General features: G+C 39.4%; 19 protein-coding genes. 12 read left to right on the forward strand and 7 right to left on the reverse strand.

The genetic code is table 11. The features are described 5' to 3' along the window. Positions 1-32: 32 nt before the first annotated feature. From PL11201_RS20895 to PL11201_RS20900, 3 genes are all read left to right on the forward strand, one after another. Positions 33-3599 (forward strand): PAS domain S-box protein, encoded by a 3567-nt coding sequence (locus tag PL11201_RS20895; RefSeq protein WP_144017840.1) that lies wholly within the window; start codon positions 33-35, stop codon positions 3597-3599. 212 nt (positions 3600-3811) lie between these two features. Continuing rightward, positions 3812-3958 carry a hypothetical protein gene (locus PL11201_RS26550; protein ID WP_159451565.1) on the forward strand — a complete coding sequence of 49 codons (147 nt, stop codon included), beginning with the start codon at positions 3812-3814 and terminating at the stop codon, positions 3956-3958. 107 nt (positions 3959-4065) lie between these two features. Then, the gene (locus PL11201_RS20900) at positions 4066-4776 is read left to right on the forward strand and encodes a phosphorylase family protein (protein WP_079680787.1); all 711 of its coding nucleotides are present in this window, start codon (positions 4066-4068) and stop codon (positions 4774-4776) included. Here PL11201_RS20900 and PL11201_RS20905 read toward each other — a convergent pair. The 4 genes from PL11201_RS20905 to cysC all read right to left on the reverse strand — a co-directional run bounded on the left by PL11201_RS20905 (position 4759) and on the right by cysC (position 7191). After that, complete coding sequence (locus PL11201_RS20905; RefSeq protein WP_079681054.1) at positions 4759-5052, reverse strand: DUF2288 domain-containing protein; 294 nt, start codon at positions 5050-5052, stop codon at positions 4759-4761. The genes PL11201_RS20900 and PL11201_RS20905 overlap by 18 nt on opposite strands. A gap of 36 nt (positions 5053-5088) precedes the next feature. Further along, the gene (locus tag PL11201_RS20910) at positions 5089-5655 is read right to left on the reverse strand and encodes a lysophospholipid acyltransferase family protein (protein WP_079680788.1); all 567 of its coding nucleotides are present in this window, start codon (positions 5653-5655) and stop codon (positions 5089-5091) included. Positions 5656-5792: 137 nt separating this feature from the next. Continuing rightward, complete coding sequence (locus PL11201_RS20915; RefSeq protein WP_079680789.1) at positions 5793-6596, reverse strand: DsbA family protein; 804 nt, start codon at positions 6594-6596, stop codon at positions 5793-5795. 58 nt (positions 6597-6654) lie between these two features. Next, positions 6655-7191 carry an adenylyl-sulfate kinase gene (cysC, locus tag PL11201_RS20920; protein ID WP_079680790.1) on the reverse strand — a complete coding sequence of 179 codons (537 nt, stop codon included), beginning with the start codon at positions 7189-7191 and terminating at the stop codon, positions 6655-6657. 268 nt (positions 7192-7459) lie between these two features. Here cysC and PL11201_RS20925 point away from each other — a divergent pair, with 268 nt between their 5' ends. The 4 genes from PL11201_RS20925 to PL11201_RS20940 all read left to right on the forward strand — a co-directional run bounded on the left by PL11201_RS20925 (position 7460) and on the right by PL11201_RS20940 (position 10934). Next, the gene (locus PL11201_RS20925) at positions 7460-8947 is read left to right on the forward strand and encodes an ABC transporter substrate-binding protein/permease (protein WP_079680791.1); all 1488 of its coding nucleotides are present in this window, start codon (positions 7460-7462) and stop codon (positions 8945-8947) included. Next, the gene (locus tag PL11201_RS20930; RefSeq protein WP_079680792.1) at positions 8913-9674 is read left to right on the forward strand and encodes an amino acid ABC transporter ATP-binding protein; all 762 of its coding nucleotides are present in this window, start codon (positions 8913-8915) and stop codon (positions 9672-9674) included. Before PL11201_RS20925 ends, PL11201_RS20930 begins: the two co-directional genes overlap by 35 nt. Positions 9675-9969: 295 nt before the next feature. Next, a complete protein-coding gene (locus tag PL11201_RS20935) occupies positions 9970-10188 on the forward strand; it encodes a hypothetical protein (protein ID WP_079680793.1) in 219 nt (72 codons plus the stop codon). A gap of 365 nt (positions 10189-10553) precedes the next feature. After that, positions 10554-10934 carry a DUF1823 family protein gene (locus PL11201_RS20940; RefSeq protein WP_079680794.1) on the forward strand — a complete coding sequence of 127 codons (381 nt, stop codon included), beginning with the start codon at positions 10554-10556 and terminating at the stop codon, positions 10932-10934. Between the two features lie 62 nt (positions 10935-10996). Here the strand turns inward: PL11201_RS20940 and PL11201_RS20945 are convergent, their stop codons facing one another. Continuing rightward, positions 10997-12007 (reverse strand): HEAT repeat domain-containing protein, encoded by a 1011-nt coding sequence (locus PL11201_RS20945; protein WP_079680795.1) that lies wholly within the window; start codon positions 12005-12007, stop codon positions 10997-10999. A 93-nt stretch (positions 12008-12100) separates the two neighbouring features. Here PL11201_RS20945 and PL11201_RS20950 point away from each other — a divergent pair, with 93 nt between their 5' ends. From PL11201_RS20950 to PL11201_RS20970, 5 genes are all read left to right on the forward strand, one after another. Beyond that, a complete protein-coding gene (locus tag PL11201_RS20950; RefSeq protein WP_079680796.1) occupies positions 12101-14866 on the forward strand; it encodes a pentapeptide repeat-containing protein in 2766 nt (921 codons plus the stop codon). Between the two features lie 149 nt (positions 14867-15015). Next, a complete protein-coding gene (locus PL11201_RS20955) occupies positions 15016-21288 on the forward strand; it encodes an AAA family ATPase (RefSeq protein WP_079680797.1) in 6273 nt (2090 codons plus the stop codon). A gap of 49 nt (positions 21289-21337) precedes the next feature. Beyond that, complete coding sequence (locus PL11201_RS20960) at positions 21338-21841, forward strand: phosphoribosyltransferase (protein ID WP_079680798.1); 504 nt, start codon at positions 21338-21340, stop codon at positions 21839-21841. A 475-nt stretch (positions 21842-22316) separates the two neighbouring features. After that, positions 22317-22598, forward strand: coding sequence for a 4a-hydroxytetrahydrobiopterin dehydratase (locus tag PL11201_RS20965; protein WP_079680799.1), 282 nt, complete (start codon positions 22317-22319; stop codon positions 22596-22598). 96 nt (positions 22599-22694) lie between these two features. Then, the gene (locus PL11201_RS20970; RefSeq protein WP_079680800.1) at positions 22695-24332 is read left to right on the forward strand and encodes an HD family phosphohydrolase; all 1638 of its coding nucleotides are present in this window, start codon (positions 22695-22697) and stop codon (positions 24330-24332) included. Between the two features lie 4 nt (positions 24333-24336). Here PL11201_RS20970 and PL11201_RS20975 read toward each other — a convergent pair whose 3' ends face one another. Both PL11201_RS20975 and PL11201_RS20980 read right to left on the reverse strand, forming a co-directional pair. Beyond that, positions 24337-25404, reverse strand: a complete 1068-nt coding sequence (locus PL11201_RS20975; RefSeq protein WP_079680801.1) for an ABC transporter permease — start codon at positions 25402-25404, stop codon at positions 24337-24339. 92 nt (positions 25405-25496) lie between these two features. Next, on the reverse strand, positions 25497-26582 hold the full coding sequence (locus PL11201_RS20980) for an AI-2E family transporter (RefSeq protein ID WP_079680802.1): 1086 nt from the start codon (positions 26580-26582) through the stop codon (positions 25497-25499). Positions 26583-26781 lie beyond the last annotated feature (199 nt).

The raw sequence follows: 26781 nt of genomic DNA on the forward strand, positions 1-26781 counted from the left end.
AAAAATGTTATTTTGTCAACGAACGGTTAACCATGGTTAACTTAGAGCAATCAGAAGAACAATTAGAACAGGAAGTTGAAGATCTTCGTTACCAATTAGAAATTGCCAAAGAAACACTACGAGCGATTGGCAATGGGGAAGTTGATGCTTTAGTAATTGCCGGGTTAGAGGGAGAACAGGTTTATACCCTGCAAGGGGCTGATTCTTCCTATCGAATGTTGGTGGAAGAAATGAAAGAGGGTGCCGCCACCATTACCACCGATAGTACATTACTGCTCTATTGTAATAAACGATTAGCGTCTCTAGTTAAAACCCCATTAAAAAATTTAATTGGGACGGATTTTAAGGAATTTATTTCTCCCTCGGATTTAACCTTATTTCAAGCCCTCTGTCAGAAGGCAAGTTTGGGTTCGGGAAAGGCTGAATTAACCTTAATTGCTCGGGATGGAACGGAAGTTCCGGTTTATCTTTCTATTAATATCCTGAACCAAAAAGGAGTGGAGGTCGGATGTTTAATTATCACCGATTTATCAGAACAAAAACGAGATGAAGATATTGTTGCTCAAGAACGGTTAACTCGATTACTCTTAGAACAAGCAGCCGAGTCTATTATTGTTTGTGACTATCAGGGAAAAATTATTCGCGCCAGTCAGGAAGCTCAGAGAATTTTAGGGGCAAATTTACTGCTTTCCGATTTCGATGACCTAATTAAACTTGAACTTTTACCGCCACAAAATGGTAGTCCCGCCTTGCGAAAAAAGGAGAAAAGTTCTAATTCTATTTTTTCCATTGCATCTGTGATTAATGGTCATCCCTATAAAGGACGGGAAGTTCTGTTTATTCGCAAAGATGGAGAAAAAATCAACTTTTTATTGAGTGCGAGTCCTTTGTCCACTCCCCATAGTGTTTTTAAAGGCTGTGTGGTGATTCTCACCAATATTACGGAGCGAAAATGGTCAGAGGAATCCTTAAAAAAAATTAATGAAGAACTAGAAATCAAGGTTTCTGAGCGGACGGCTGAGTTAGAATCTTTAAATAGTCGGTTAAAACAGGAATTAGCAGAACAAGCCCGAACTCAACAGATTTTACAGGATCAAGCTCAACTTTTAGACTTAGCTAATGATGGCATTATTGCTATTGATTTGAATGATCATATCAACTATTGGAATCAGGGTGCAGAAAAACTATATGGCTATTCTAAATCAGAAGTCTTAGGAAAAAATTTAGTTAAATTGCTCAAAATTCAATCTCCTGAATCCTTAGAAAAAATTAAACAGGAAGTGCTAAAAAAAGGGAACTGGGAAGGGGAATTAATTCAAATTGATCGAGAGGGAAATACGGTTATTATTCATAGTAGTTGGTCACTCAAGAAAGATAGCCAAGGAGATCCGATTGCCATTCTAAAAATTAATCGAGATATTACCAAAGCTAAACAAGCCGAACAAGCTATTATCGATTCGGGTTTACGCTTGGCTGGGATTTTAGATATGGCTCAGGATGCGATTATTTCGATTAATGAGCAACAGGAAATTACTCTATTCAATCAAGGGGCAGAAAAAATATTTGGTTATACGGCAAATGAAATTTTGAAACAGCCTTTTAACTTATTAATTTCTGAATTTTTATTTCACAACGATTGTCAATATAGTCCAGAATTATTACCTGACCACTGTCTAATTAAACACATTGGAGAATATCAGGAAGTGACGGGTCGCCGTAAAGATGGAACGGAATTTCCGGCTGAGGTTTCTATCTCTCAATTATCCTTAGAAGCCGGAAAAATTTTAACGGTTTTTATGCGAGATATTAGCGATCGCAAACGGGTTGAAATTGCTATTCAAAAAGCCCAAGAAGACCTGGAAATTAAAGTTCAAGAACGGACAATGCAACTGGCAACTTCCAATGATGAATTAATCCGAGAAATTGCCGAGCGTAAACTTTTAGAAAATCAACTCCATGAAATCAATGAAGAACTTGAACAACGGGTAAAACAACGCACAAATGAATTAGCTAAAGCCATTGATGACCTCAAACAAGAAGCCATTGAACGCCAAAAAACCACCCTAGCCCTACAGGAATCAGAAGCCCGATTTCGAGCGGCTATTGATGGTAGTTTAGATGCGTTTTTTCTATTACAAAGCTATCGAGATGCCGAGGAAAAATTAACAAATTTTGTTTTGGTAGATATGAATTCTAAAGCCGAAGAACTACTTTCACAAAACAAAGATAATTTGTTAGGGAAAGGACTAAATGAAGTTTTTCTCAGAGAGGAAAATTTAACCTATTTTGAGCGATGTTTGCGAGCCTTTAGAACCCGTAAAGGCTTTGAGGAAGAATTAGAAATTTCCCACCCCAATATTAAAGCGAAATGGGTACAAATGCAAGTGGTTCCTCTGTCCGATGGGATTGCCATCACTTGTCGTGATATTACCGAACGCAAGCAAACTGAAGAAGCCGCCCAACAAGCCAATAAAAACCTCACACGCTGGGTAAATGATTTGGAACAACGCAACCGTGAAACCTTGCTATTAGGTCAAATGAGTGAATTTTTACAGGCTTGTAATTCCACCGAAGAAGCCTATCAAGTAATTAATGATTTACTTAAACCCTTCTTCCCCCATATTTCGGGGGGGTTATTTGTGGCGAGAAATTCTAAAAATCTAGTAGAAATGGTGGCAATTTGGGGAGATTTAAATGGCATTAGTGAGGCGGTTTTTTCCCCTCAAGATTGTTGGGCATTACGGCGAGGAAGATCCCATTTTGTTCCGGCTTCTACGAGTAATTTATTATGTAAACATATCCATCAAAAAAATTATCGTCAATATCAATTAAATTCCAATAGTTCTAGTAAAATCATTCTTAACTCCTCGACAAAAACCGAACCTCCCAGTCCTTATCCCGTGATGGTTGAACATCTTTGTGTACCCATGATTGCCCAAGGAGATGCCCTAGGATTATTGTGTTTAGCCTCCGAAGAATCGGGACAAATTTCGGGAGACCAACAACGGTTAGCAACGGCCGTGGCGGAACATATTGCTTTAGCCTTAGCTAACTTGAAATTACGAGAAGCCTTAGAATATCAAAGTATCCGAGATGGTTTGACCGGGTTATATAATCGTCGCTATTTAGAAGAATCCCTAGAACGAGAAATTAACCGCGCCCAACGTCAAAAGTTTAGCTTAGGGATTATTATGATTGATATTGATCATTTTAAACAGTATAACGATACCTTTGGTCATGATGCCGGAGATATTGTCTTGCAACAACTGGGAAATATATTACAAAAAAATGTCCGGGGGTCAGATATTGCTTGTCGTTATGGGGGTGAAGAATTTACCCTGATTTTACCAGAAATTTCTCTGGAACTTGTGAAAGAAAGGGCAGAACAAATTCGAGTTGAAGTGCAACAATTAAAGCCCAAACACCGGGATCAAGATTTAGGTCAAATTACCCTCTCTTTAGGCATTTCCATGTTCCCCAGTCAAGGTTTAACAGGGGAGTCGGTTGTGCGGGCAGCAGACACGGCTTTATACCAAGCTAAAGAAGAAGGCAGAAACCGAGTCTGTGTTTTTGGCACCAATTTTGATCACTCTGCTTAAGTCCGTTTCCTATTCTTAATGTATAGATTTATTACAGTTTTCGGAATTATTTTAATCTTCAAAACTTCTTCAAATTTGTTTTTTATTCTCAAATCATTATCTCAGTGTTACCGATAGAGTCTGCTCCCTATCCCAGAAGCTCATCGAAAGTTGCTAATTCATACGAGGTTTAATCAACTTATATGCCTACCTGTCCCTGCTGTGCATCGCCAATGCTCCAACACGTTCGTAAAGGTCATCTGGTTTGGAGATGTCGCCACTGTTGGCAAGAAATGCCCGACTTGAGTTCAACCCAATCCTTGAGGCTTAACTATACCGTATCCTTAGAAAGAAGAATTAAAGAATTAGCCCTAGCCTAAAAGGAATGATAGGATAATAGGTTAATTCTTGGCTAGATTTAACAGAATTAATACCCTGGGCTCTGAGGGTTTTCTGTTCCTAGCTAGTCCGGTGATCGGGGTAGGGGATGGAACCATTTAATTTTATTCTTGTTCCTCAAGGTCAAGAATATCAAGCAGTTTTAAAAGGATTACAACTCGTAGAATCATCAAATGTTCAGATTTTACCAATTCCGATGGGTTCTCAATATCTGACCGTTTATTTAAAAAAATGGCTCAATTCGGAAGCTATTAAAAATCGTTCTTTACAGGTTTTAGTTCTGGGATTATGTGGGAGTTTATCTCCCCATCTGAAGGTGGGGGACGTTGTGATTTATCAAAATTGTTTACCTTTAATGTCCAGAGATTCCGGTGAAGATACCAAGGATATTGCATTTCCCTGGGATTATGACTTGGCTTTATTCCTACACCAGAAATTAATTTCCTCCCATTTAGTCAGGGGGTTAACCACTGACCGAGTGATTACCACCGCCACCGAAAAACAAAAACTCAGCCAACTTTATCCCGTGGAAGTAGTGGATATGGAAGGATTAATTCTCTTAGAATTCCTAACAAAAGCCGGAATTAAGGCGGCAATGGTCAGGGTTGTAAGTGATGATTTCTCTCAAGACTTACCCGATTTAACCCCGGCGATTGATAATGGTGGAACATTAAAAATATTTCCCTTAATTAAAGTGTTATTACAACATCCAATTCCGGGATTAAAACTGATGAGAAGTGGTTTAAAAAGTCTGGCGATTTTGCAACAACTGACCCCAAAATTACAACTCTTGAATTAAAACAAAAGGTTGCACAATTAGGGCTTGAAATCGTTTTTTTGGCTGATCATTCCATTGGAAAATTTGCTCCGGGGAGGGTTTATGAATTAACGCTTCACTAATCCAATGTTGGACGCAAAGGGCGTTATCCTGGGCGATCGCTTCTCCTACAGTTAATAAATCCAATTGGGATTCCACAATAATTACAATCTCCCGTTCCAGGTGGGGCGTTAACCAATCCCATTCCGCTTCATCGAGATTTTCTGTAAGTTGGGATCTTAAAGATTCAGTTTCCATAAAAAATTGAGGGGTAAAATTCATCAGGCTGAAAACTTAACGTCCGAGATCATGCAGGGCATTGATTTCATCGGCACAGTGTTGGGTTAATTCCAATAATTCATCCCGGTCGGTAGAATCGGGAGGAGGAATTAAATTACCCACTCGTACCGTAACCGGAACCGATCGAGGCAGATAGGAACCCCGATTCACAATGGCATTTGTTCCCCATAAACACACGGGTAATAAGGGAACTTTTGCCTTGGCCGCAATTAATGCCGCCCCCAATTTGGGCTCCGTAATTCGACTATCGGGGGTGCGAGTTCCCTGGAGAAAAACCCCCGTAGCCCAACCATTTTCTAATTGTTGTAACGCCGCCCGGATGGCACTGCGATCGGGGGAACCCCGTTTGACCGGATAGGCTCCATACAGGGAAATCGCCTGTTTCAAGATGGGTACTTCAAATAATTCCTCTTTGGCCATATAGGAAACTGGACGCCCCATACAACTCGCCAGTAGGACAGGATCAAAATCACTTGCATGGTTACTCACAATCACTAATGGCCCCGCCAAGGGAACCCGATCCGCACCATAAATCCGACCTTGAAAGTACAGGTGTAACATCGGGCTGACCACCGACCACTTGAACAAGTGATACAGAATCAAACTAGAAAGGGGTTCACGGCTTCTCACAAAAGGTGCAAGTTCTTGATTCACGCGCTTGGTTGAATAGTTCGGGTTGAACAGTCTGGGTTTAGGGGTTACTTTTTCTGGCCTTGGGATGCTTTAACCGTGGCTAAAACTTCTTCGATTTTAGAGAGTTCCACCGCACCGGAGAAGGTTTCACCATTCATCACAAAAAATGGTGTTCCCGAAATCCCCAAACTTTCCCCTAATTGGATATCCTTATCAATGGCCGCCTTGGCTTCTGGGCTTTGGCGATCGCGATTAAATTTTTCTACGTCCAGATTTAACTGTTTAGCGATCGCCGGATATAACGCCTCTCCCAACTGATTCTGCTGTGTAAATAAAGCGTTTTGGTATTCCCAGAATTTGCCCTGTTGTTGGGCTGCCCAGGAGGCTTGGGCCGCGGGTAGAGCCTCTGGGTGAATGCGAGTCAGGGGAAAATGCTTGTAAACCAGAGTCACCTGATCTTGGTGAGTCTTCATAAACTGGCCAATAGTGTCGTGGGCGCGGGCGCAGAAGGGACACTGAAAATCAGAAAACTCCACCAGGACTATATTTTTAGCCTCTGAACCCGTAAAGGGGGAAGTCCCAATCACCGCTTTCGGATTAGTTTTGATTTGATCCAAGAAAGTTTGTCGCGCCTGTTGTAGTTGGCTGTCCTGTTGCTGTTGATAGGCTTGAACGGACTCTAAAATCACTTCTGGATGCTGTCGAATCACTTGCAGGATTTGCTGTTCCAGTTGAGGATTAACTTTAACGGTTTGATCAGACTGGGCGGATTCTGAACAACTCATCAACGTCACACCAACGATCAAAACTATTGTGATCCATAACCTTGATTGACGATAAAGCTGTTGTCCTATCCTAGAGATGTTCATAATCCTGGGTTCCCATCGATTTTTTTTTGATCCTAACAGTTAATCGTCAACTCCTTTCCTAATCGTTTGAGATATAACCTAAATCCGCTAATTTTTTTAAGACCTTAGCAACACTTTCGGATAAATCTTCGTGATCGGTATTACATTCAACGTCTGGATTTGTTGGGGCTTCGTAGGGATCATCAATACCTGTAAAGCCTTTAATTTCCCCTGCTCTAGCCCGTTTATACAATCCTTTAACATCTCGACCTTCACAAACCGTTAAGGGCGCATTCACATACACTTCCACAAAATCCCCAATTTTCTCCCGCACTTCTTCCCGAATTTCTCGATAGGGAGAGATAGCAGAAACGAGGACAATTACGCCATTTCGGGTTAGGAGATGGGCAACAAATCCAATCCGACGGATATTTTCATCCCGATCCGGTTTACTAAATCCTAAACCTTTGGTGAGATTTTCCCGAACTATATCCCCATCTAAAATCTCTAGGTTACATCCCTTTTCTTGGAATATTTGAGCAACCGCTTGGCTAATGGTGGTTTTTCCCGCACCACTCAAACCCGTAAACCATACTGTTACACCTCGATGCTGCATTCAGGTTTTTTCTCCCGTTTTATTCGTTCAGATCTCCAATAGATTATCGTAAGTCGAGATTGCAGCGCGAGTCAACTAAAATATTAATTCTCGGTTGGCTAGACTTGACATTTAAACCTTAATTTGTATTCCCTTGTTTGTTATGGGTTGCATCAGAAGTAGAGAAAACTATCAAATTTGACAGAATTTCTTTGAACACTGTAGTTTGATCTTATAATTTGTTGTTGCGCTTAAGCGCATATCTTTAGAGCAAAAACATCAACCCAACATGATTTTGAAAAAACCCTTTAAATATTTACTATTTTTATTTCTGACAACCTTAGTCATTTGGGGGATTATCACTAGCCATCATCCCCCCATTTCTGCCCAGGAAAAACCCTCGGGGACAACTAAAACCCTAGTCATGGCAACTTCCCCAGATTATCCCCCCTATCAATTTAAAGATACGGCTACCAGTGGCGATAAAATTGTGGGTTTTGATGTAGATATTGCCAAATATATTACTCAGCAATTAGGCTACGATCTGAAAATTAATGGTATAGATTTTAATGGTTTAATTCCGGCTTTAACCGCTAAACGGGCGGATTTTGTCATGGCAGGAATGACCCCTACTCCTGAGCGAAAAAAAAATGTAGCTTTTTCGGATATCTATTTTGAAGCTAAAAATACTATTGTTAGTCTCGATACCCAAAATTATACCAATCCCGAACAATTAAAAGGCAAAAAAGTCGGAGTACAACTGGGTTCAATTCAGCAGGAAGCGGTTAAAAATTGGTCGGGGGTAACGGCTATTCCTTTAAATAAAACTAGTGATATTATTCAGGAGTTAAAATCAAAACGGCTGGATGCGGGGGTTTTAGAAAATACTATTGTTAGGGGCTATATCGCGGCGAACCCAGGGTTAGTTTATCACGAAGTTCCCAATACCGAAGCAGCAGGATCGGCGATCGCCTTTCCCAAAGACTCACCCTTAGTCGAACCCTTTAATCAGGTGATTCAACAGATGCAAGCCAGTGGTAAAATTGAGGAACTGGCTAAGAAATGGTTTGATCGTCCAGTCAGCTTAGAAACTGCTGAAGTTCCCCAGGGAAAGGGATTAAAACTTGATTTTAATAAAATTGCGCCCAATATTCCCTATATCTTAGCCGGAATTTTTATTACCTTACAATTTAGTTTAGTTTCGGCTTTCTTTGGGTTTATTTGGGGAACAATTCTCGCCCTCTTTAAAATTTCCACACTTAAACCCCTAAATATTTTTTCCCAAGCGTATACATCCATTTTTAGAGGTACACCTCTACTGGTACAATTAACCTTAATTTATTTTGCCACTCCCCAACTCACCGGATATGATATTACCGCCTTTCAAGCCGGGATATTAGCCTTTTCTTTAAATTCTGGGGCTTATATTTCCGAAACCATTCGGGCGGGAATTCAAGCCGTTGACAAAGGGCAAAAAGAAGCCTGTGAAGCCTTGGGAATTCAATATCAACTGATGATGGTCGATATTATTTTACCCCAAGCCCTCAGAAACATTCTTCCTGCTTTAGTGAATGAAAGTATTAACCTATTAAAAGATTCAACCTTAGTATCTGTTATTGGGGTGGAAGATATGTTACGTCGGGCGCAAATTGTCGGGGCAGAAAAGTATATTTACTTTGAACCTTTGATTTTTGTCGCTATTATTTATTATATCATGATTATTACCTTAACTTGGGGGGCAAATGGACTTGAACGCAAACTCAAAAGTAACAGTTGATTCGGCGGTTATAGTGGATCGCTTATATAAATCCTTTGGGGATTTAAAAGTATTAAAAGGGATTACAACCGACATTCAAAAAGGGCAGGTTGTTTCAATTATCGGCCCTTCAGGCTGTGGGAAATCCACCTTTTTACGCTGTCTGAATCTTCTGGAAACCCCGACCTCCGGGCGTATTTTTATTGATGGCATGGAAATTACTGATCCGAAAGCCGAAATTTATAAAATTCGCCAGTCCGTGGGAATGGTCTTTCAAAACTTTAATTTATTTCCCCATTTAAGTGTCTTAAAAAATGTGATTTATGCTCCGATAAAAGTTAAGAAAATCTCCGAATCTGCGGCGAAAGATTTGGGAATGGAGTTATTACAAAAAGTGGGCTTGGCGGAGAAAGCAGACGTCTATCCTTCCCGACTTTCAGGAGGCCAAAAACAACGGGTAGCGATCGCTCGAACCATGGCCATGGAACCGGATATTTTATTAATGGATGAACCCACCTCCGCCCTTGATCCAGAAATGGTTAAAGAAGTTTTAGAGGTGATGAAATCCTTAGCAAAAACCGGAATTACCATGGCAATTGTTACCCATGAAATGGGATTTGCCAGGGAAGTTTCTAACCGGATTTTATTCCTAGATAGTGGCTTACTGGCCGAAGATTCTCCCCCAGAACAGTTTTTTAAAAATCCTGAATCTGAACGCGCAAAGCAGTTTTTAGAAAAAATGTTATAGCAATTAATTTTAGTGTTGACAACTTCTTTGTGTCTTCGTGTCTTTGTGGTTAAATTAAGCTTAATCCTTGTAAAGATAGCTACAAAAACGGCTATATAGTTTTAATATCAGCATTTCTTGACCCAAATCGACAAAAATTGTGTATTATTAAGTAGTGTTACATTAATTCCTGTCTTCGGTGCATTCTGATTCCTCATCCAACTGAGTTGTCTCAGTTTAAATGATAATCTGTATCACGGGTGACAGAATTTTTCGATCCATCAAGTCGATACTGTTGTTAAAGAGGTACAGAACTATGGCAAATTCAACCCTTGAGAATAACGCCGCTTCCGCTTCAAATCAGTGGGGTGAAGATTCTCAAATCTGGCAAAGTTTGAAAGTGGCGATCGCATCTAGTTCCGGTTTTCAACGCTGGGAATTAGAACGGGATTTAAACCTAATTGAACCCACTACTAATTTAGATAAATTAGTGAGTTTGTACTTACGGGAAACTTTGGAAACCTTAGCTTATTAAAACGTCGGTGTGAGTTTTTTAATCCATAATAATTCTCCGAAACTAGGTTTCTCAAGATGGCTTGCTGAAACCTAGTTTTTCGACTGATCAAATATAATTATAGCAATCCCAAATAGGTTGTAACATTTCAATACTGATATGAAACAGTCAGAAGTATTACCCCTGTTCCCAGATCCGGCGTTCCCTGTTCCCTTTTGATCAGGAATTTTGAACATAACTCAAATAGGATTGCTATATATTATTTTAGAATTAACAGCAGAGATGATTTTTAGTTGGTTAAAATTGAGTTAAACGAGGAAATGCGATCGCCTCAAAAGCAAAATTATGATTAAATAGGGAATAGCTGAAAGATTCAATTTTTGACTATGACCCATTCCCTGGAACTTCCCCCCCTGAATACCGATACAATTTGGGCAATTATCAATCAAGATATTGATGATGCAACCGTGAATCAATTGGTTTGGTATTATCTAGGATATCGATATGATCCTGAAACCGATCAATGGGATGGGACAAATGCCGATCCCCATTGGACAACTGAATATCCCGCACCTCCTGATTTTATCGAAAGTCGTCCCGCAACGGTAAAATTAACTCGTTCTATTCCCGCAGAGAATAAACAATTGCTCAAGGAAGAATTGGGTTTTAAGGGTTATAAAATCGGAGAATTTAACCCTCGGGATACTCGACGGGCAACCATGGCCAGTTGGTTATTATCCCAAATGAAAGAACTGAAATTAATATGAATTCTTATTTAAAACAAAATAGTCAACAGGGAATTATGAATTTCGTAATTCGTAATTCATAATTACCCTAAAGGTTCATCACGACGGTCAACGGCACGAAGGCGGCTTAATCGCTCCGTTGCCCATTTTGCCATTTCTTGAACTTCAGGATCGGGATCATCCATGGCTCGTTGTAAAATTTGACTCATTTGGGTGGCTAAATCATAAATTCGGGTTAAATCTCGAATGGCATTTTTTCTGACTTCTGCATTTTCATCTTGAAGGGACAAACTTAACGCTCGGTTTAGGGGTTTTAGGGTGCGAGTGCCAATTTCTGAAAGAGCGGCTAAAACTAAACTGCGTTGATTGGAGTCAGAATTAATTAATAATTCTAATAACGCTTGAATGGCCCGAGAATCTCCGGCTTGAGCCAGTTCCCAAATGGCATTATTCCTAATATTGGGGTTAGTCTGTTTTAAATCATTAATCCATTGTTCCTGGGGATCGAGTTTAGGAGCATGGGCAGGGTCTGATGTTAATGAGGAACTCGCCGGGTGTGGTGACGGTGGGGTATCGGTTTTAGCAATTTGTAATGCCGCCTCCCGATGACTATTCTGTTCTGAGAACAAAGAGGGTTGGATCACGGTGGGAGCCGTTTGGGGAGGTTCCTTGACCGATGGGGCTGGGCTGGGGTCAGATTTGGGGAGGGTTTGCGCCTGAATATCAATAACTTTGCCTTCTTCGGGCTCGGAGGGACTGATCAGCCGAATTAAGATTAAAATAGCCCCGACCGTGACAATTAAAGCCCCTACCCCAAGAATTAATGCTTTTGAGGGGAGACGGAAACCTGATTGTTTGGCAGGTGGGGGTGTTTTGGCGTCTGGGGTCGGGGGTTTTTCGGGGTTAGTTTGGGCGAGTTGCCAGGATAAATCGGAACCCCCTAAAGGTAGAGTGGTGAAGCGATCACTTGTGTTTGTCAGGGCTGGGGTTTTGTTGTCAACCGCAGCCAGAGTCCGACTACTGAAGCAGGAAGTTCCACCCCAGGAGGCAATATAGACCAATAGAAATAGGGTCAGGCGATAAAAAGGAGCCATAAGACTCAATAAATTTGTGATCGGCTAGGGTGGATATTAAGGGAATCAATCGTTTTGTTAGTTTAACCTGTACCCGCAAGAAACCTGATAAAAATGATCGGAGATAGCAAATCCCAAGAACGCAAATTCATTGCCACTGAACCTCTATTTTTAGCGGGAGAACAGGCGGAATATCAGGTCTGGACTAGCATTTGTCAAAGCTTTGTCCAACGAGATTGTATTGCCTATTGGCGCTATCCGATTTTCTCGAAACTGGGACGGTTTCGTAAGGAACCTGATATTTTAATCGTAGATGCAGAATGGGGATTAATTATTATTGAGGTAAAATCAATAACAATTGAGCAAATTCTTGGGATTAGAGGTCATTGCTGGGAACTACAAGAATTTTATACCACCCAAGCCAACCCTTATCAACAGGCTGAGCATCAATTATATGCCTTATTAGAATATTGTCATTTAGAATCCATCCTCCGTCGAGCCGTTGCGGGTCGTGTATTGGTCGCCCTACCTCGGATTCTGGAATCTCAATGGCAGCATCGGGGATTTGACCTGCTCCCGAGTTGTCCTCCAATTTTATTTCAAGAAGATTTAATCACAGAATCGGGGGAAACTGGGGAGAGGTTGGGTTTAATCGCACGGATCAAAACAGCACCGTTGGTCGCCAAAGGCGGGGAACTGTCCACGGAACAATGGCAGGCGTTAAAGGCGGTGATTAGTGGGACGCCGTTGTTGAGGACACCAACCCGTCGATTTTTTTTGAGTCCCAAGGATTATTTAGAACCCTCTTTAACCCGCAGTGCGGTATTAGAGACGGTCAGACAACGTATTTCTGAATTGGATTTACAACAGGAACAAATTGCTAAGGTGATTCCCCCAGGGCCACAACGAATTCGCGGAGTTGCCGGTTCAGGAAAAACCGTTTTATTATGTCAAAAAGCGGTACAAATGCACCTGAAATACCCAGACTGGGATATTGCATTAGTATTTTTTAGTCGCAGTTTATATGAGATAATTTTACAACAGGTGGATCAATGGTTAAGGCGATTTAGTTGTAATCAAATTGGCTATGACCCTCAGAATTCTAAATTAAAAGTTCTCCATGCTTGGGGAGCAAAAGACCAACAGGGTTTTTATCGCACTATTTGTCAGGCGGCGGGGATTTGGAGCCAAAGTTTACAACAAACTACCCGTTTAAAAGCAAATGAATCTTTAGCAGAAGCTTGTTTACATTTATTAAAATCAGCTACAATTCCAGCTATTTTTGATGCGGTTTTAATTGATGAAGGTCAGGATTTTATGGTGGATGATGACCTGAAATTTGAGGGAAAACAGCCTTTTTATTGGATGGCCTATCAAGCGTTACGTCCGGTGACGGTTTCCGAGGGTCATAGTGCTGAAATTCCGCAAAAACGATTAATTTGGGCCTATGATGAAATCCAAAGTTTAAACAGTTTAAAGATTCCCACGGCGAGTGAATTATTTGGGGATGAATTGGGACAATTAGTTACAGGGGAATATGGCAATGGCATTCAAAAAACAGAGATTATGTCTCGATGTTATCGAGTTCCAGGGGAAATTTTAACGGCGGCTCATGGCCTAGGTTTGGGATTATTACGTCCCCAAGGATTATTAACTGGAACTGTTTGGGCGAAAGACTGGGAAATGCTGGGTTATGAAGTGATTTCACCTGCTTCAAAAACAAAGGAAAAATCTCTTGTTAATGCTTCTGTTAAAACCGGAGAAACGATTACTTTAAAACGTTCTAAAGAAAATTCCCTGAATCCCACGGCTCAGTTATGGAAAAAACCTTTGATTGAATTTGAAGCCTATCATTCTCGTTCAGAGGAATTAATGGATTTAAGCGATCGCCTGGTTTATAACTTAAAAATTGATGGGTTGCGCCCCAGTCGAGAAATTTTAATCATTGTTTTAGGAATCGGTGGGGAAGCGATACAATTGCAAACCTATATTGCTAACTTTTTAATTCAGCAAGGGATTGATATTTTTATCCCTGGAACAGCAGATTGTAATATTCTAAAACCCAGTTATACCCATGGGAATCAATTTTGGTGTGAGGGCGGGGTGACCATTTCTCGGATTCATCAAGCTAAGGGAAATGAAGCCGATATGGTTTATCTTGTCGGTTTAGAGCAAGTTGCGATCGCTGAAAATAATCTCAATTTTCGCAATCAATTATTTGTCGCCATGACTCGTTCTCGAGGTTGGTTACGATTAAGTGGTTTAGGTTCCTATCCGCTCTATGAAGAAGTTTCACAGGTGATCAAAAGTGGCAATACTTTCACGTTTCCCCAGTTATTTTCACCTCAACGGGATATTAGTATTAGCACGAGGGGGGAACTGATGCGAAGATATAAAAATGGCGATCGCAATTTTCAAGGCATCAACCTATCGGGTTTGGATTTGACTGGAGTCAATTTAAGTTATGCTAATTTAATTGGAGCTAATCTCCAAAATGCCAATCTGACCCAAGCCAACTTAAAGCAGGCTAAATTAGTAGTAGCGAATTTAAGCCAAACGGAAATGACCGGTGCTAACTTACAGCGAGTCAAGTTAGTTAGTGCCAATTTACAACAAACCCAATTGAATTTTTGCGATTTGAGGCGAGCAGATCTCAGGGATGCCGATCTCAGTCAAGCACAACTGATGGGTGCTAATTTAAAAGATGCTAATTTAAGTGGGGCTAATCTAGCTCAGGCTAACCTTTCCCATGCTAATCTCCAGGGTACTGTTCGACCTGGGGTAAACTGCACAGAGGCAATTTTGAATGGGGCAATATTACCCGATGGTCGGATATTTGAGCCAAGCCCTGAACAACCCTCGCTGATCAACTATGATTAAAAGAGTTTGGGATGTCCGTTTTTGGTCAACCATCAGCCGTTAACCCCCAATCACTTCGTAACTTGCCTTTCCTAACCGATAACAATTGAACTGGTAACTGTTAATTAACCCACACCCCCTTTCCGGTTTCGATAAGCGAGAATCCCGTTATGATTACTTTACCTGGCTATCAGATTCTTAACCCTATTTATAACGGATCGAGAACACTCGTTTATCGTGGAATTCGTTTGTCCGACCAGCGCCCTGTGGTGATTAAATTATTACGCAGTGAATACCCAACCGTAGCATCCCTGATCGAATTTAGGAATCAATATCGGATTACTAAAAACCTAAATATAGCGGGAATTGTTCCAATTCTGGATTTGGAACCCTATGCCAATGGGTTTGCCTTGATTATGGAGGATCAGGGTTATATTTCCTTGGCAGATTATTGGGCGAGTCGAGAATTAATCTTGGGTGAATTATTGAGAATTTCCATTGAAATTACTCGAATTTTAGAACAGTTATATCGACATCAAATTATTCACAAAGATGTGAAGCTACAAAATATTTTAGTGCATCCCGAAACCCTGAAAATTCAACTGATCGATTTTAGTATTTCTACCCAACTTGACCACCAAAATCAGGAAACTTTCAATCCTCAAGGGTTAGAAGGAACCTTAGCATATATGTCCCCTGAACAAACGGGAAGAACCAATCGAGGCATTGATTATCGTACGGATTTATATTCTTTGGGTGTTACCCTTTATCAATTATTCACGCGCAAACTTCCCTTCCAATCTTCTGAACCTTTAGAGTTAATTCATGCCCATTTAGCCCTCTTACCGTTACCTTTAATTGAAATTAAGCCTTCTTTACCTTTGATGTTAAATAATATTATTTTAAAATTGATGGCTAAAAATCCAGAGGAACGCTATCAAACCCCATTAGGACTGTTAAATGATTTAGAATTTTGTTTGGAACAGTGGGAAACCATTGGGGATATTCCCCTATTTCCCCTAGCTACAATGGACTTAAATGATCGTTTTATTATTCCTGATAAATTTTATGGACGGCAACCAGAACTTGCTCGTTTAAGTTCAATTTTTCCAGAAATTCAATCCAAAATTATTTTAATTACGGGTCAATCTGGTATTGGAAAATCTTCCCTAGTTCAAGAGTTTTATCAAAAAATTATCCGAAATCAAGGTTATTTTATATCGGGTAAATTTGATCAATTTAGAAATAATACCCCCTTCGGGGGATGGGTACAAGGAATTAAACAGTTAATTCAACAAATCTTAACAGAAACTCCGGCAAAAGTTGAGGATTGGAAAAGCAAACTGATAGAAGCATTAGGAGAAAAAAACCAGGTTCTCGTAGATGTTATTCCCGAACTTAAATCTTTATTAAACCAGCAAGTTTTAACGCCTGAATTAGAAGCAAATCTTGATCAAAATCAGTTTAATCATTTAATTCTCAAGTTAATCCAAGTCTTTGCTCAACCACCCCATCCCTTAATTATTTTTTTGGATGATTTACAATGGGCTGATATAGAATCTTTAAGATTAATTCAGGTGTTAATGAGTCCTGAAAATTCATCCCAATCCCTCGTTTTAATTTTAGCCTATCGGGATCAAGAAATTGGAGAAACCCATCCTTTAAGGGAAACTTTACAAACCTTGGAAAACTTAGGAACTCCGATTGAACAGATTGTTTTAAATCCTTTAGAAGAATTTGCGATTAATCAAATGATAGCAGAAACCTTGGTTTGTTCCTTAGAATTCGCTCAACCTCTAACGGAATTAGTCAGCCAACAAACCCAGGGAAATCCTCTTTTTGTGCGTCAATTTCTTCAGTCTTTATATACAGAAAAACTAATCTGGTTTCATCCCCCTCAATCTTCATTTGGTAATCAAGATTTACTGGGAGGTTGGCAATGTGATTTAACAGAAATAAAAACTCGTTTTGTCAATCCTAATATTTTAGATTTAATTATTTATAAATTACAACAATTACCAGAAGCAACCCAGGAAATTTTAAGATTCGCTGCCTGTTTGGGTCATCAATTTAATGCTTTTGATTTAGCAACGGTGACAGAAATATCCTATTTAGAAATCTTACAAGCCTTAGAAGTTGCTGCTCAGGTGCAATTAATTGTTAGTGTTAAAGAAATTTATCCCTTTTATTCCCTAGAAATGGGTGTAGGTTTGGGTTCAGCATTTGATCCCGATGAAACTTTACCCCTATTACAATCGGGAGTTGATCAATATAAATTTATTCATGATCGAATTCAACAAGCTGCCTATCTTTTAATTCCTAGTTCTCAACGACAAGCCACTCATTTAAAAATAGGACAGTTATTATTAAATCAAATTCAAAAACAGTTTGATCAACCCATAGAAACAATTTTAACTGAACTTTTACCAGAAAAATTACTCAATATTATTAATCAGTTCAATTTAGGGGTGGGTTTAATTAAAGATCAAAAAGAGCGTCATCAGTTAGCTTTATTTAACTTAATAGCAGGACGCAAAGCAAAGATAACTACCGCCTATCCAACGGCCGTTGGACATTTAGCGATCGGCATGGGATTATTGACCGCCAATAGTTGGGAAACCGACTATCAATTAACTTTAGAATTGTATACAGAAGCCGCAGAAGTTGCGGCTCTAAGTCAAGATTTTGAATCTTTGAATGACTGGGGTAAGACTGTATTAGAACGGGCTAAAACCCTATCGGATCAAGTGAGAATTTATGAGTTATTGATTCAAGGGTATAGAAGTCAACATCAAGATCAAAATGCGGTGAATCTTGCTTTAGCTGTTTGTCAACAACTGGGTGTAAGTTTGGGAGATGATTCTCCTTTGGAATCTTGGCAAGAATTAAAGCAAAATTTTATCAATTATTTAGCGGGAAGATCGCCTTTAGAATTATTGGATTTGCCCGAATTATCCGATCCTAATTTAGCGAGTTTATTCACTATTTTAACCGCCACTTTTCCTTCAGCTTACCTTACCCTCCCTGAACAATTTCCCTTATGGGTGATCAAATTAGTAAATTTATCCTGTCAACGGGGAAATACCGCTTTATCTAGTTTAGTCTATGCAGCTTTCGGATTTGTGCTTTGTACCCAAGGGGAAATTGAATTGGGAAATCAAATGGGAGAATTGGCTTTAGAATTATCCGCCAAATTAGGAAATTATGAGTTAAAAATCAATGTCAAGAATTTAGTTTATACCCTGATCAAACCCTATAAATATCCCTTAAAAAATCTGTTATCACCCCTGGAACTTTACCCATTCCAATATCGAGAACTTGGGAATATTGAACAGGGGTATTGTCTGGCTCAATCCTATATTGAAATAGCGAATATTATTGGTAAAAATATATCGGAATTAGAGTCGGAAATTGAGCATTTATTAAATCAGTTTCGAGATTTTAAGTCTCCATCAGAACTTATGGTCATGACCCGGTATGATCAAAAGTTACAAATTTTAAATGGGAAATTAGAGCTCCAAACCCTACTTAAGTTTTCTATTCATGCTGAAACCCAAATTCAAAAAATGAGTGAAATTGGACATTCTCCCCAGGAAATACCGTTTCAATTGGCTTTAAATTTTATGATTTTGACCTATAGATTAGGGAAATTTCAACAGGCGCGGGAGTGGTGTCAACAGGCAGAATTATATTTAGATAGACAAACCTATTTCGTTTTCCTGCCGATTTTTTATTGCTATCAATCTTTAATTCATCTGAACATATATTCTGAATCTTCTGCGGAGCAACAGTCCCAGATTTTAGAGAAAGTTTCCTTAAATCTCAAAAAACTAAAAATCTATTCAACCTTGACCCCGGTGAATTTTTCCCATTATTTTTATTTAGTAGAAGCCGAATATAACCGGATCTCAAGGAATTATGTTAAAGTAATGGAAGCCTTTGAACAAGCGATTGATTGGGCTAAAACCCATCAATTTATTCAGGAAGAAGCCCTCGGTTATGAATTAGCGGCTCAATTTTATTTAGATTGGGGAAAAGAAAAAATTGCTCGGGTATACCTAATTGATGCCTATTATGGTTATGCCCATTGGGGTGCTTTTGCTAAAGTCAAGGATTTAGAATCTCGTTATCCTCAACTTTTAGATGCCATTTTGGAACAAATTATTGTCCCGAAAACTGGAGTTACAATCAGTACAAATACCGAAGAAACAATTATATCAAGTAGTAATGGAGGTTCGGCGGCTCTTGATTTAGCGACGGTGACAAAAGCCTCTCAAGCCCTATCTCAAGAAATTGATTTAGAGCAGCTTTTGAAACGATTAATTCAAGTTGTGATTCAAAATGCCGGAGCACAAAAATGTTGTATTGTTTTGTCTAAATCGGGAAACTTAGTGATTGAAGCGATCGCCCGTTTAAATCCTTTAAATGGAGAATCAATTGAAATTAATTCTCTGTTACAATCTCTACCCATAGAGGAGAGTGAAAACCTACCGCTTTTAATTCTCAATACCGTAATTCAAACCCAAGAATTTGTGATTTTAGCCGATGCTCGTCAAGAACCGCGATATCGTCATGATCCCTATTTAGAACAACATCAATCTAAATCTATTTTAATGACTCCGATTCAAAATAGAGGGAAATTGATTGGAATTCTGTATCTTGAAAATAACTTAACAACCGCAGTGTTTACCCCAGAAAGATTAGAAGTTCTGAAAATCCTATTTTCTCAGGCTGCAATTTCCATTGATAATGCTAAACTGTATTCTCAAGTTAGAAATAATGAACGACAGATGACACAATTTTTAGAAGGAATTCCCGTGGGTGTTGCTGTTTTAGATCCCACAGGCAAGCCCTATTATACTAATCAAAAAGCCCAGGAGTTGCTCAAAACTAAAGTGATTCCCGGGGTGGTTTGTGATGCCTTATCTAATATTTATCAAGCCTATTTGAACGGATCAGAGAACCCTAAATCCTATTCCCCTATTCCCGATTATCATTTCTCTAACTCTACACGAGATACCACCTTTATTTTAGAAGTCAATCAAGGGGATGAAACCATTTTGATTGAAAATTGGGTGACACCAACCTATGACGAACAGGGGGATTTAGCCTATGCAATTCTCGCCTTTCAAGATATTACCAAACGTCAGCAAACTGAACGAGCTTTAAGACAAGCTGAAGAAAAATATCGCAGTATTTTTGAAAATGCCAGTGAAGGCTTATTTCAAACCACACCCACCGGACGTTATATTAGTGCAAATCCCGCCCTAGCCAGAATTTTAGGTTATGATTCTCCCTGGGATTTAATGTCGATGATTACCAATGTTCAAGAAGAAATTTATGTTGATTATGAACGCCGCCAGGATTTTAAACGATTAATTGATCAGCAGGGAGAGGTATCAGGATTTGAATTCAAAGCCTACCGCAAAGATGGCAGTATTATCTGGATTTCAGAAAATGCCCGGGCTGTATTTAATGAACAAAATCAATTACTCTATTATGAAGGTTTTGTGGTTGATATTACTGAACGAAAACAAGCCGAAGAAGAACGAATTCAATTTATGCAAAGACTCTCAGAATTAAATCTTCATTTAGATGAGGCCCTAGATTCTGAATTTGAATTAACTGACGCAGCGGCGCGATTTGTTCCCCATGAATTTCTTTCTTTTTTAGGCTATGAAAGTATTGTAGAGGTGCAGTTGGGGGCGGCGGTTCAAAAAGAAATGTCGATTTTATTTGCTGATATTCGGGATTTTACTAGCTTGTCTGAAGATATGACCCCCGAAGATAATTTTAAATTTATTAATGCTTTTTTAAGTCGCATGGAGCCGGCAATTGTTGATAATTATGGGTTTATTGATAAATATATTGGGGACGAAATTATGGCATTATTTGGTGGCTCTGCCGATGATTCTGTGCGGGCGGGAGTTGAAATGATTACCCGACTCAATGACTATAATGAAACCCGCCAACGCCCCGGACGTCCCCCAATTAAAATTGGCATTGGGATTAATACCGGGGGATTAATGTTGGGAATTGTGGGGGGTAAAAATCGTCTGGATAGTACGGTGATTAGTGATTCGGTGAATGTGGCTTCTCGGATTGAAAATTTAACTAAAAATTATGGAGTTTCTTTATTAATTACCCATTGGACTTTTATGGCTTTAGAAGACGCCAATCAATACGCGATTAGAATTATTGATCGGGTAAAAGTCAAAGGAAAATCCGATGCTGTTACCGTCTATGAAGTGTTTGATGCGGATTTACCTGGGATTAAAGCGGGGAAATTAGTTACCAAAACTACCTTTGAGTATGGATTAATGCAGTATTATTTAGAACGTTACCCAGAGGCGGCGAAATTGTTCCAAGAATGTCTTGATCGCAATCCCCAGGATCAAGTGGCTCAAATTTATTTAGAACGATGTTTATCGAAAATGTCTTAATAATTTGATAGGATTTAGAACATCCTTTGCGTGTTTAATATTACCTATTATGAGCGATCTGTATATTTCTTGGACAGAATACCATCAAAAAATTGAAACCTTAGCCCAAAAAATTTATCACTCCCAGTGGCAATTTAATCAAATTGTCTGTTTGGCACGGGGAGGGTTGCGAGTTGGGGATATTTTATCTCGGATTTTTGATCAACCCCTGGCAATTTTATCCACATCATCCTATTCTGGAGCCGGGGGAAAAGTTCGAGGAGGAATTAAACTCGCTGAACACCTAACAATGACAACAGACACTTTAGGAAGTCAGGTTTTATTAGTGGATGATTTAGTTGATTCTGGGGTTAGTTTACAAGAGTCTATCGGTTGGTTAAAATTCCGTTATCCCCAGATTCAAGAGATGAAAACCGCCGTTTTGTGGTACAAAAGTTGTTCGGCGATCGCACCGGATTATTATATAGATTATCTAGCGGATAATCCTTGGATTCATCAACCCTTTGAATGTTATGAAAACTTGAATTTAGCCAAGCAGGATTATGCAGATTAACATAAATTAAAATCCGTGAAATCCGTGAAATCCTCTTAAATCCGTGTTCCCTATTCCCCGATAGATTGCAAAATCTTAATTTTACCCCAGGAAAGTATTTGATTTTTTTACCCATTGAGGCGTGCAATTCTGAAATATTGTGTTATCTTGAAAAGCGTAGACACTGAACGAATTAAACCGTTTAGGGAATCAAGGAGGTGATGCCCATGATTGAAGGTAGTAAACCCATGGGTCACTTGATTGGAAAATGCCGGCTGTGCGCCGGGGCTGTCCTCTAGTACCAAGTCTTTGTTCTGTTAGGACACTTGTTGACCTAGATAACCGGACTTATTAGAGTGATCTTCCGGCAGTCAGGTTCCGATTCAAGAGACCCGCGCTTACCGCTCTCGTCCGATCTGGAATGGCAACGGCTAAAACCAGGGCTGGGTGAGGGCGGATAGTATTTTTTTATTTTATTTTTATCCTAAATAATCCCATGGTTGCACTACTCAATTCTAGCCAAATTCAAGAACTTTCTAGTCAAGTTCCCGAGTGGAAAGTGGAAGGAAAGCATTTAAAAATAGTCAAAACCTTTAAAGATTTTATTCAAGCGATTGAATTTGTGAATAAACTTGTTGAACCTTCTGAAACGGCTGGACATCACCCCGATTTAGAAATTTCCTATAATAAAGTGACAATTAGCTTAACCAGTCATGATGCCGGGGGTTTAACAAAAAAAGATTTTGCCCTAGCGCAACAAATTTCCGCACTGGTTTAATCCTAAAAATACTGCTGATTTTTTTATGATAGAATACGGCATAATCCTTTGCTAATTCCCCATTTGAATTCGCAGCTTTAGCTGTGTGGAAGAAAGATGATTTTTAATAACCCCAAGTTCTTGCCTGAATTTGATGAACAAGCGGAACTGATTGAGAAACTGCTCGATATTGGTACTGCCTTATCTGGAACTGAAGATTTAAGCTCCCTGCTCAATTTAATTTTAACCAAAAGTCGTGAAATTACCTCCAGTGATGCGGGAAGTGTCTATCTTCTGGATCACAGTGATAACACCTCAAAATTACTGTTTAAAATTGCCCAAAATGCGTCTTTACCTAACTTATCCTTTAAAGAATTTGCTATTCCCTTAACCCCTAGGAGTTTAGCGGGATATGTGGCTTTAAATTCCGTTTCCTTAAATATTCCCGATGCTTATGATTTACCCATACATGAACCCTATCAACTGGATCGGAGTTTTGATGAAAATATTAGTTATCGTACCCGTTCCGTTTTAGTGGTTCCGATGCAAAACCGCAAAGGGGAAGTGATTGGGGTCTTACAATTAATTAATCGTAAGGTTAACCATGATGTCAAGATTACGCCAGAAAATGCGGTAGAAGTTACACAATCCTATTCTAAATGGGAGGAGCGAATATTGCGATCGTTGGCTTCCCAAGCAGCTATTTCTATTGAAAGAAATCATTTACAAGACAGTATTGAAAATTTGTTTGAGGGATTTGTTAAAGCATCGGTAGAAGTGATTGAAGCCCGAGATCCCTGCACCTGTGGTCACTCAGAAAGAGTCGCAGAATTAGCTGTGCGTTTAAGTGAAGAAATCAATCAAGCTAACTTTGGTTCCCTTTCTAAAATCACCTTTAGTGAGCGTCAATTACAAGAATTACGTTATGCAGCCCTACTACATGATTTTGGAAAGGTGGGGGTTCCCGAAGCCATTTTAACCAAACCCAAAAAACTCTATCCTCTCCAATTGGAAGTAATCCGTAATCGATTTGCCTTAGCTCAACGTACCTTAGAAGCAGAATCGATTCAGATAAAATATGATCATTTATTGCAGCATTCCGCCCAAAAGCTACTCCAAGAAGAAGAATGTGTATTTTGTGAATCTCTGCAAGAATCAGATACAAAATTATCGCAATCTATTAATAAATTAAGCAAATATTGGACGATTTTATTAGAAGCTAATGAACCTAAAGTCTTAGCGGAAATTCCCTTAAATCAACTGAAAGAAGTCGCACAAATAACCTACCGTGACTTAGATGGAGAAATGAAACCTTTATTAACTCCAGAAGAAATCGATCAACTACTAGTTCATCAAGGGACTTTAACCCCAGAAGAACGAGAAAGTATTGAATCCCATGTCAGTTATACCTACGCATTTTTAAAACAAATTCCTTGGACAAATGATTTAAAAAATGTGCCGATGATTGCCTATCGCCATCATGAAAAACTAAATGGTACTGGGTATCCCCTGGGATTAACAACCCCCGATATTCCGATTCAAGCTCAAATTATTACGATCGCCGATATTTATGATGCTTTAACGGCTGGCGATCGTCCTTATAAAAGCGGATTACCCACCGTTACCGCTTTGAAAATTCTACAACAAGAAGCCTCTAAAAATACCATTAATGCCGATTGTTTAGAATTATTTAAACAACGGAGAGTGTATGAAGTATTGGGACATAGTATTGATGTGGTCATGGAATTAGCCTAAGATATCATCGTTGAATACTGCGAGGATCAAGGGCATCCCTTAACCCATCTCCTAATAAATTAAAAGCTAAAACTGTAAAAACAATCAAAATCGCCGGGGGCCAAATCAACCAAGGTTGTAGGACTAAAATCGAAGCATTGGTAGCAGAAGAAAGTAAATTTCCCCAGGAGGGATCAGGGGGTTGAATCCCTAATCCAATGAAACTTAAAACCGATTCTGAAATAATAAAACTAGGAATCGATAAGGTAGCCGAAATAATCAAATAAGTAGCCGTTTGGGGTAGAACATGACGGGTAATAATATACAACGGACTAGCCCCAATTGCCCTTGATGCTTGCACAAATTGTTGTTCCTTAATCGATAAAACTTGCCCTCGGATCACCCGCGCTAAACCTGCCCAACTAATAAAAGAAATAATCACTACGATTAACAAAAAACGCTGGGTACTGCTAATTTGTGGAGGTAACACGGCTGCTAATGCCACCAATAAATACAACCCTGGAATTGTCATTAAAACTTCAACCATTCGCATAATTAAGCTATCTAACCATCCCCCAAAATAGCCAGAAATTCCCCCAAAAATCATTCCTAGTGGGAAAGAAATTATAATTCCTACTAATCCAATACTCAGACTAACCCGCCCTCCATGAACCAGGCGGCTAAACTGATCTCTAGCCTGTTCATCTGTGCCGAGTAAGTTAATTTTTCCTGGCCCAACAGTCCCGAATAAATGACGTTCAAAAGGAATGATTCCTAGCAGTTTATAGGGTTCTCCCGGCACAAAAAATCGCACGGGACTTGGCTGACTTCGATCAACATTAATTTCTCGTTTTCCGGTTTCAATATCAACTGGGCCCTGAGTTGTGGGATAAACATGGGGGCCGATCCATTGCCCCTGTTGATCATACCAATAAATTTGGGTTGGGGGTAATAAAGAAGCGTTGATTTGAGATTCATAGGGGCTATAAGGCGCAACAAAATTCGCCGCAATTACCACCAGATAAAATAACAATAAAATCCCGGCTCCAAATTGAGCTAAAGGATTCGTTTTCAGTCGTTGCCACCATTTCATAGTTCAGCTTTTTCACTCTCAGAATACTAAAATTGATCTCTATTTTTGGAAATATTTTTCCCAGTTTCTTATTCCCTATTCCCTATTCCCCGTTATACCTCATCCTGTGGGTTTAAGGGATTATAAAAAAATGAACCCGTTTGAGGGGGTAAAGTCGGATCAAAAACCACCTCGACGATACTTTTAATTACTCCTGCCATGGGAATTGCCAGAATAAATCCTAATAGTCCCCCAATTTTTCCTCCTAATAATAAAGCACTGAAAATAACAACGGGGCTTAATCCGGTTAAATCCCCCATAATTCGAGGGGCAACAATATTATCCTTCACCTGTTGAATTGCTACGGCAACTGCTAACACCTGTAAAGCCATCCACCAGTCAATAAAAGCTACAATGACAGTGACACCTCCAATGCCTAATGTTGCCCCCACAAAGGGAATAATTTCCAGTAATCCAATTACAACTGCAAATAATAGGAAATAGGGAACCTTAAGCACAAAAAAGGCAACGGTTAAAATGGATGCCATAAATATCCCTTGCAAGGTTTGTCCTAGGACAAATTTTTTCAAATTTCGTTTTAAGGAAATCGTGATCACTTCTCGAATTTGTGGGGACAGAATGGTGATTAAATTTTTCCATAAGCGCTCCCCATCTAATAACATATAAAAGGCAATTACCAAGATGAAAATTAAGTCAAAAAACCAATTAAAGGTTCCTAAAACTATCCCTAAACTTCCGGTAAAAATAGGTTCAATAGTTCCCTGAATTTTAGATAACAGTTGTTGTTGTAAAATCCCCACATCAAAGGGTAAATTGCGGTCAACACTCCAGACTTGAAATTCAGCTAACTGTTGTCGTCCTGATTCAATTAATTCGGGTAAGCGTGTGATCAATTGTCGTCCTTGATTAAAGACCGGAGGGACAATGGTTAACCCAATAATTACAAAGGTTAAAATAGCAACTAAATAGACTAAAGCCGCCGCCAGTCCCCTAGGAATAAAGCGCTCTAATTTTGCCACTGCATAGTTAAGTAAAAAGGCAATTAATCCCGAGGTAACTAATAAACTAATTAATTCTCCAACATAGCCTAATAACTGAAAACTTAACCAACCCACTACTAAAATAAGTAAACAAGTCAGTAACCGATTTTGTAAAGGCGAAAAAACAGAATTGCTCATGGGAAGAATCGAAACCTAAAAACCTACAGTAGTCTACCCTATTTTGGCATAACAGGAAACAGGGAATTGGATCACGGATTTAAGATGATTTCACGGATTTCACGGATTTTAATCTGTCCCCCAATCAAGTCGAGGGCAGGGTTAATCTGCGTAATCTGCTTAAATCCGTGATGGGTAATGGGTAATAGGGACAATAGCT

Source organism: Planktothrix sp. PCC 11201 (assembly GCF_900009135.1).
Lineage (GTDB): Bacteria > Cyanobacteriota > Cyanobacteriia > Cyanobacteriales > Microcoleaceae > Planktothrix.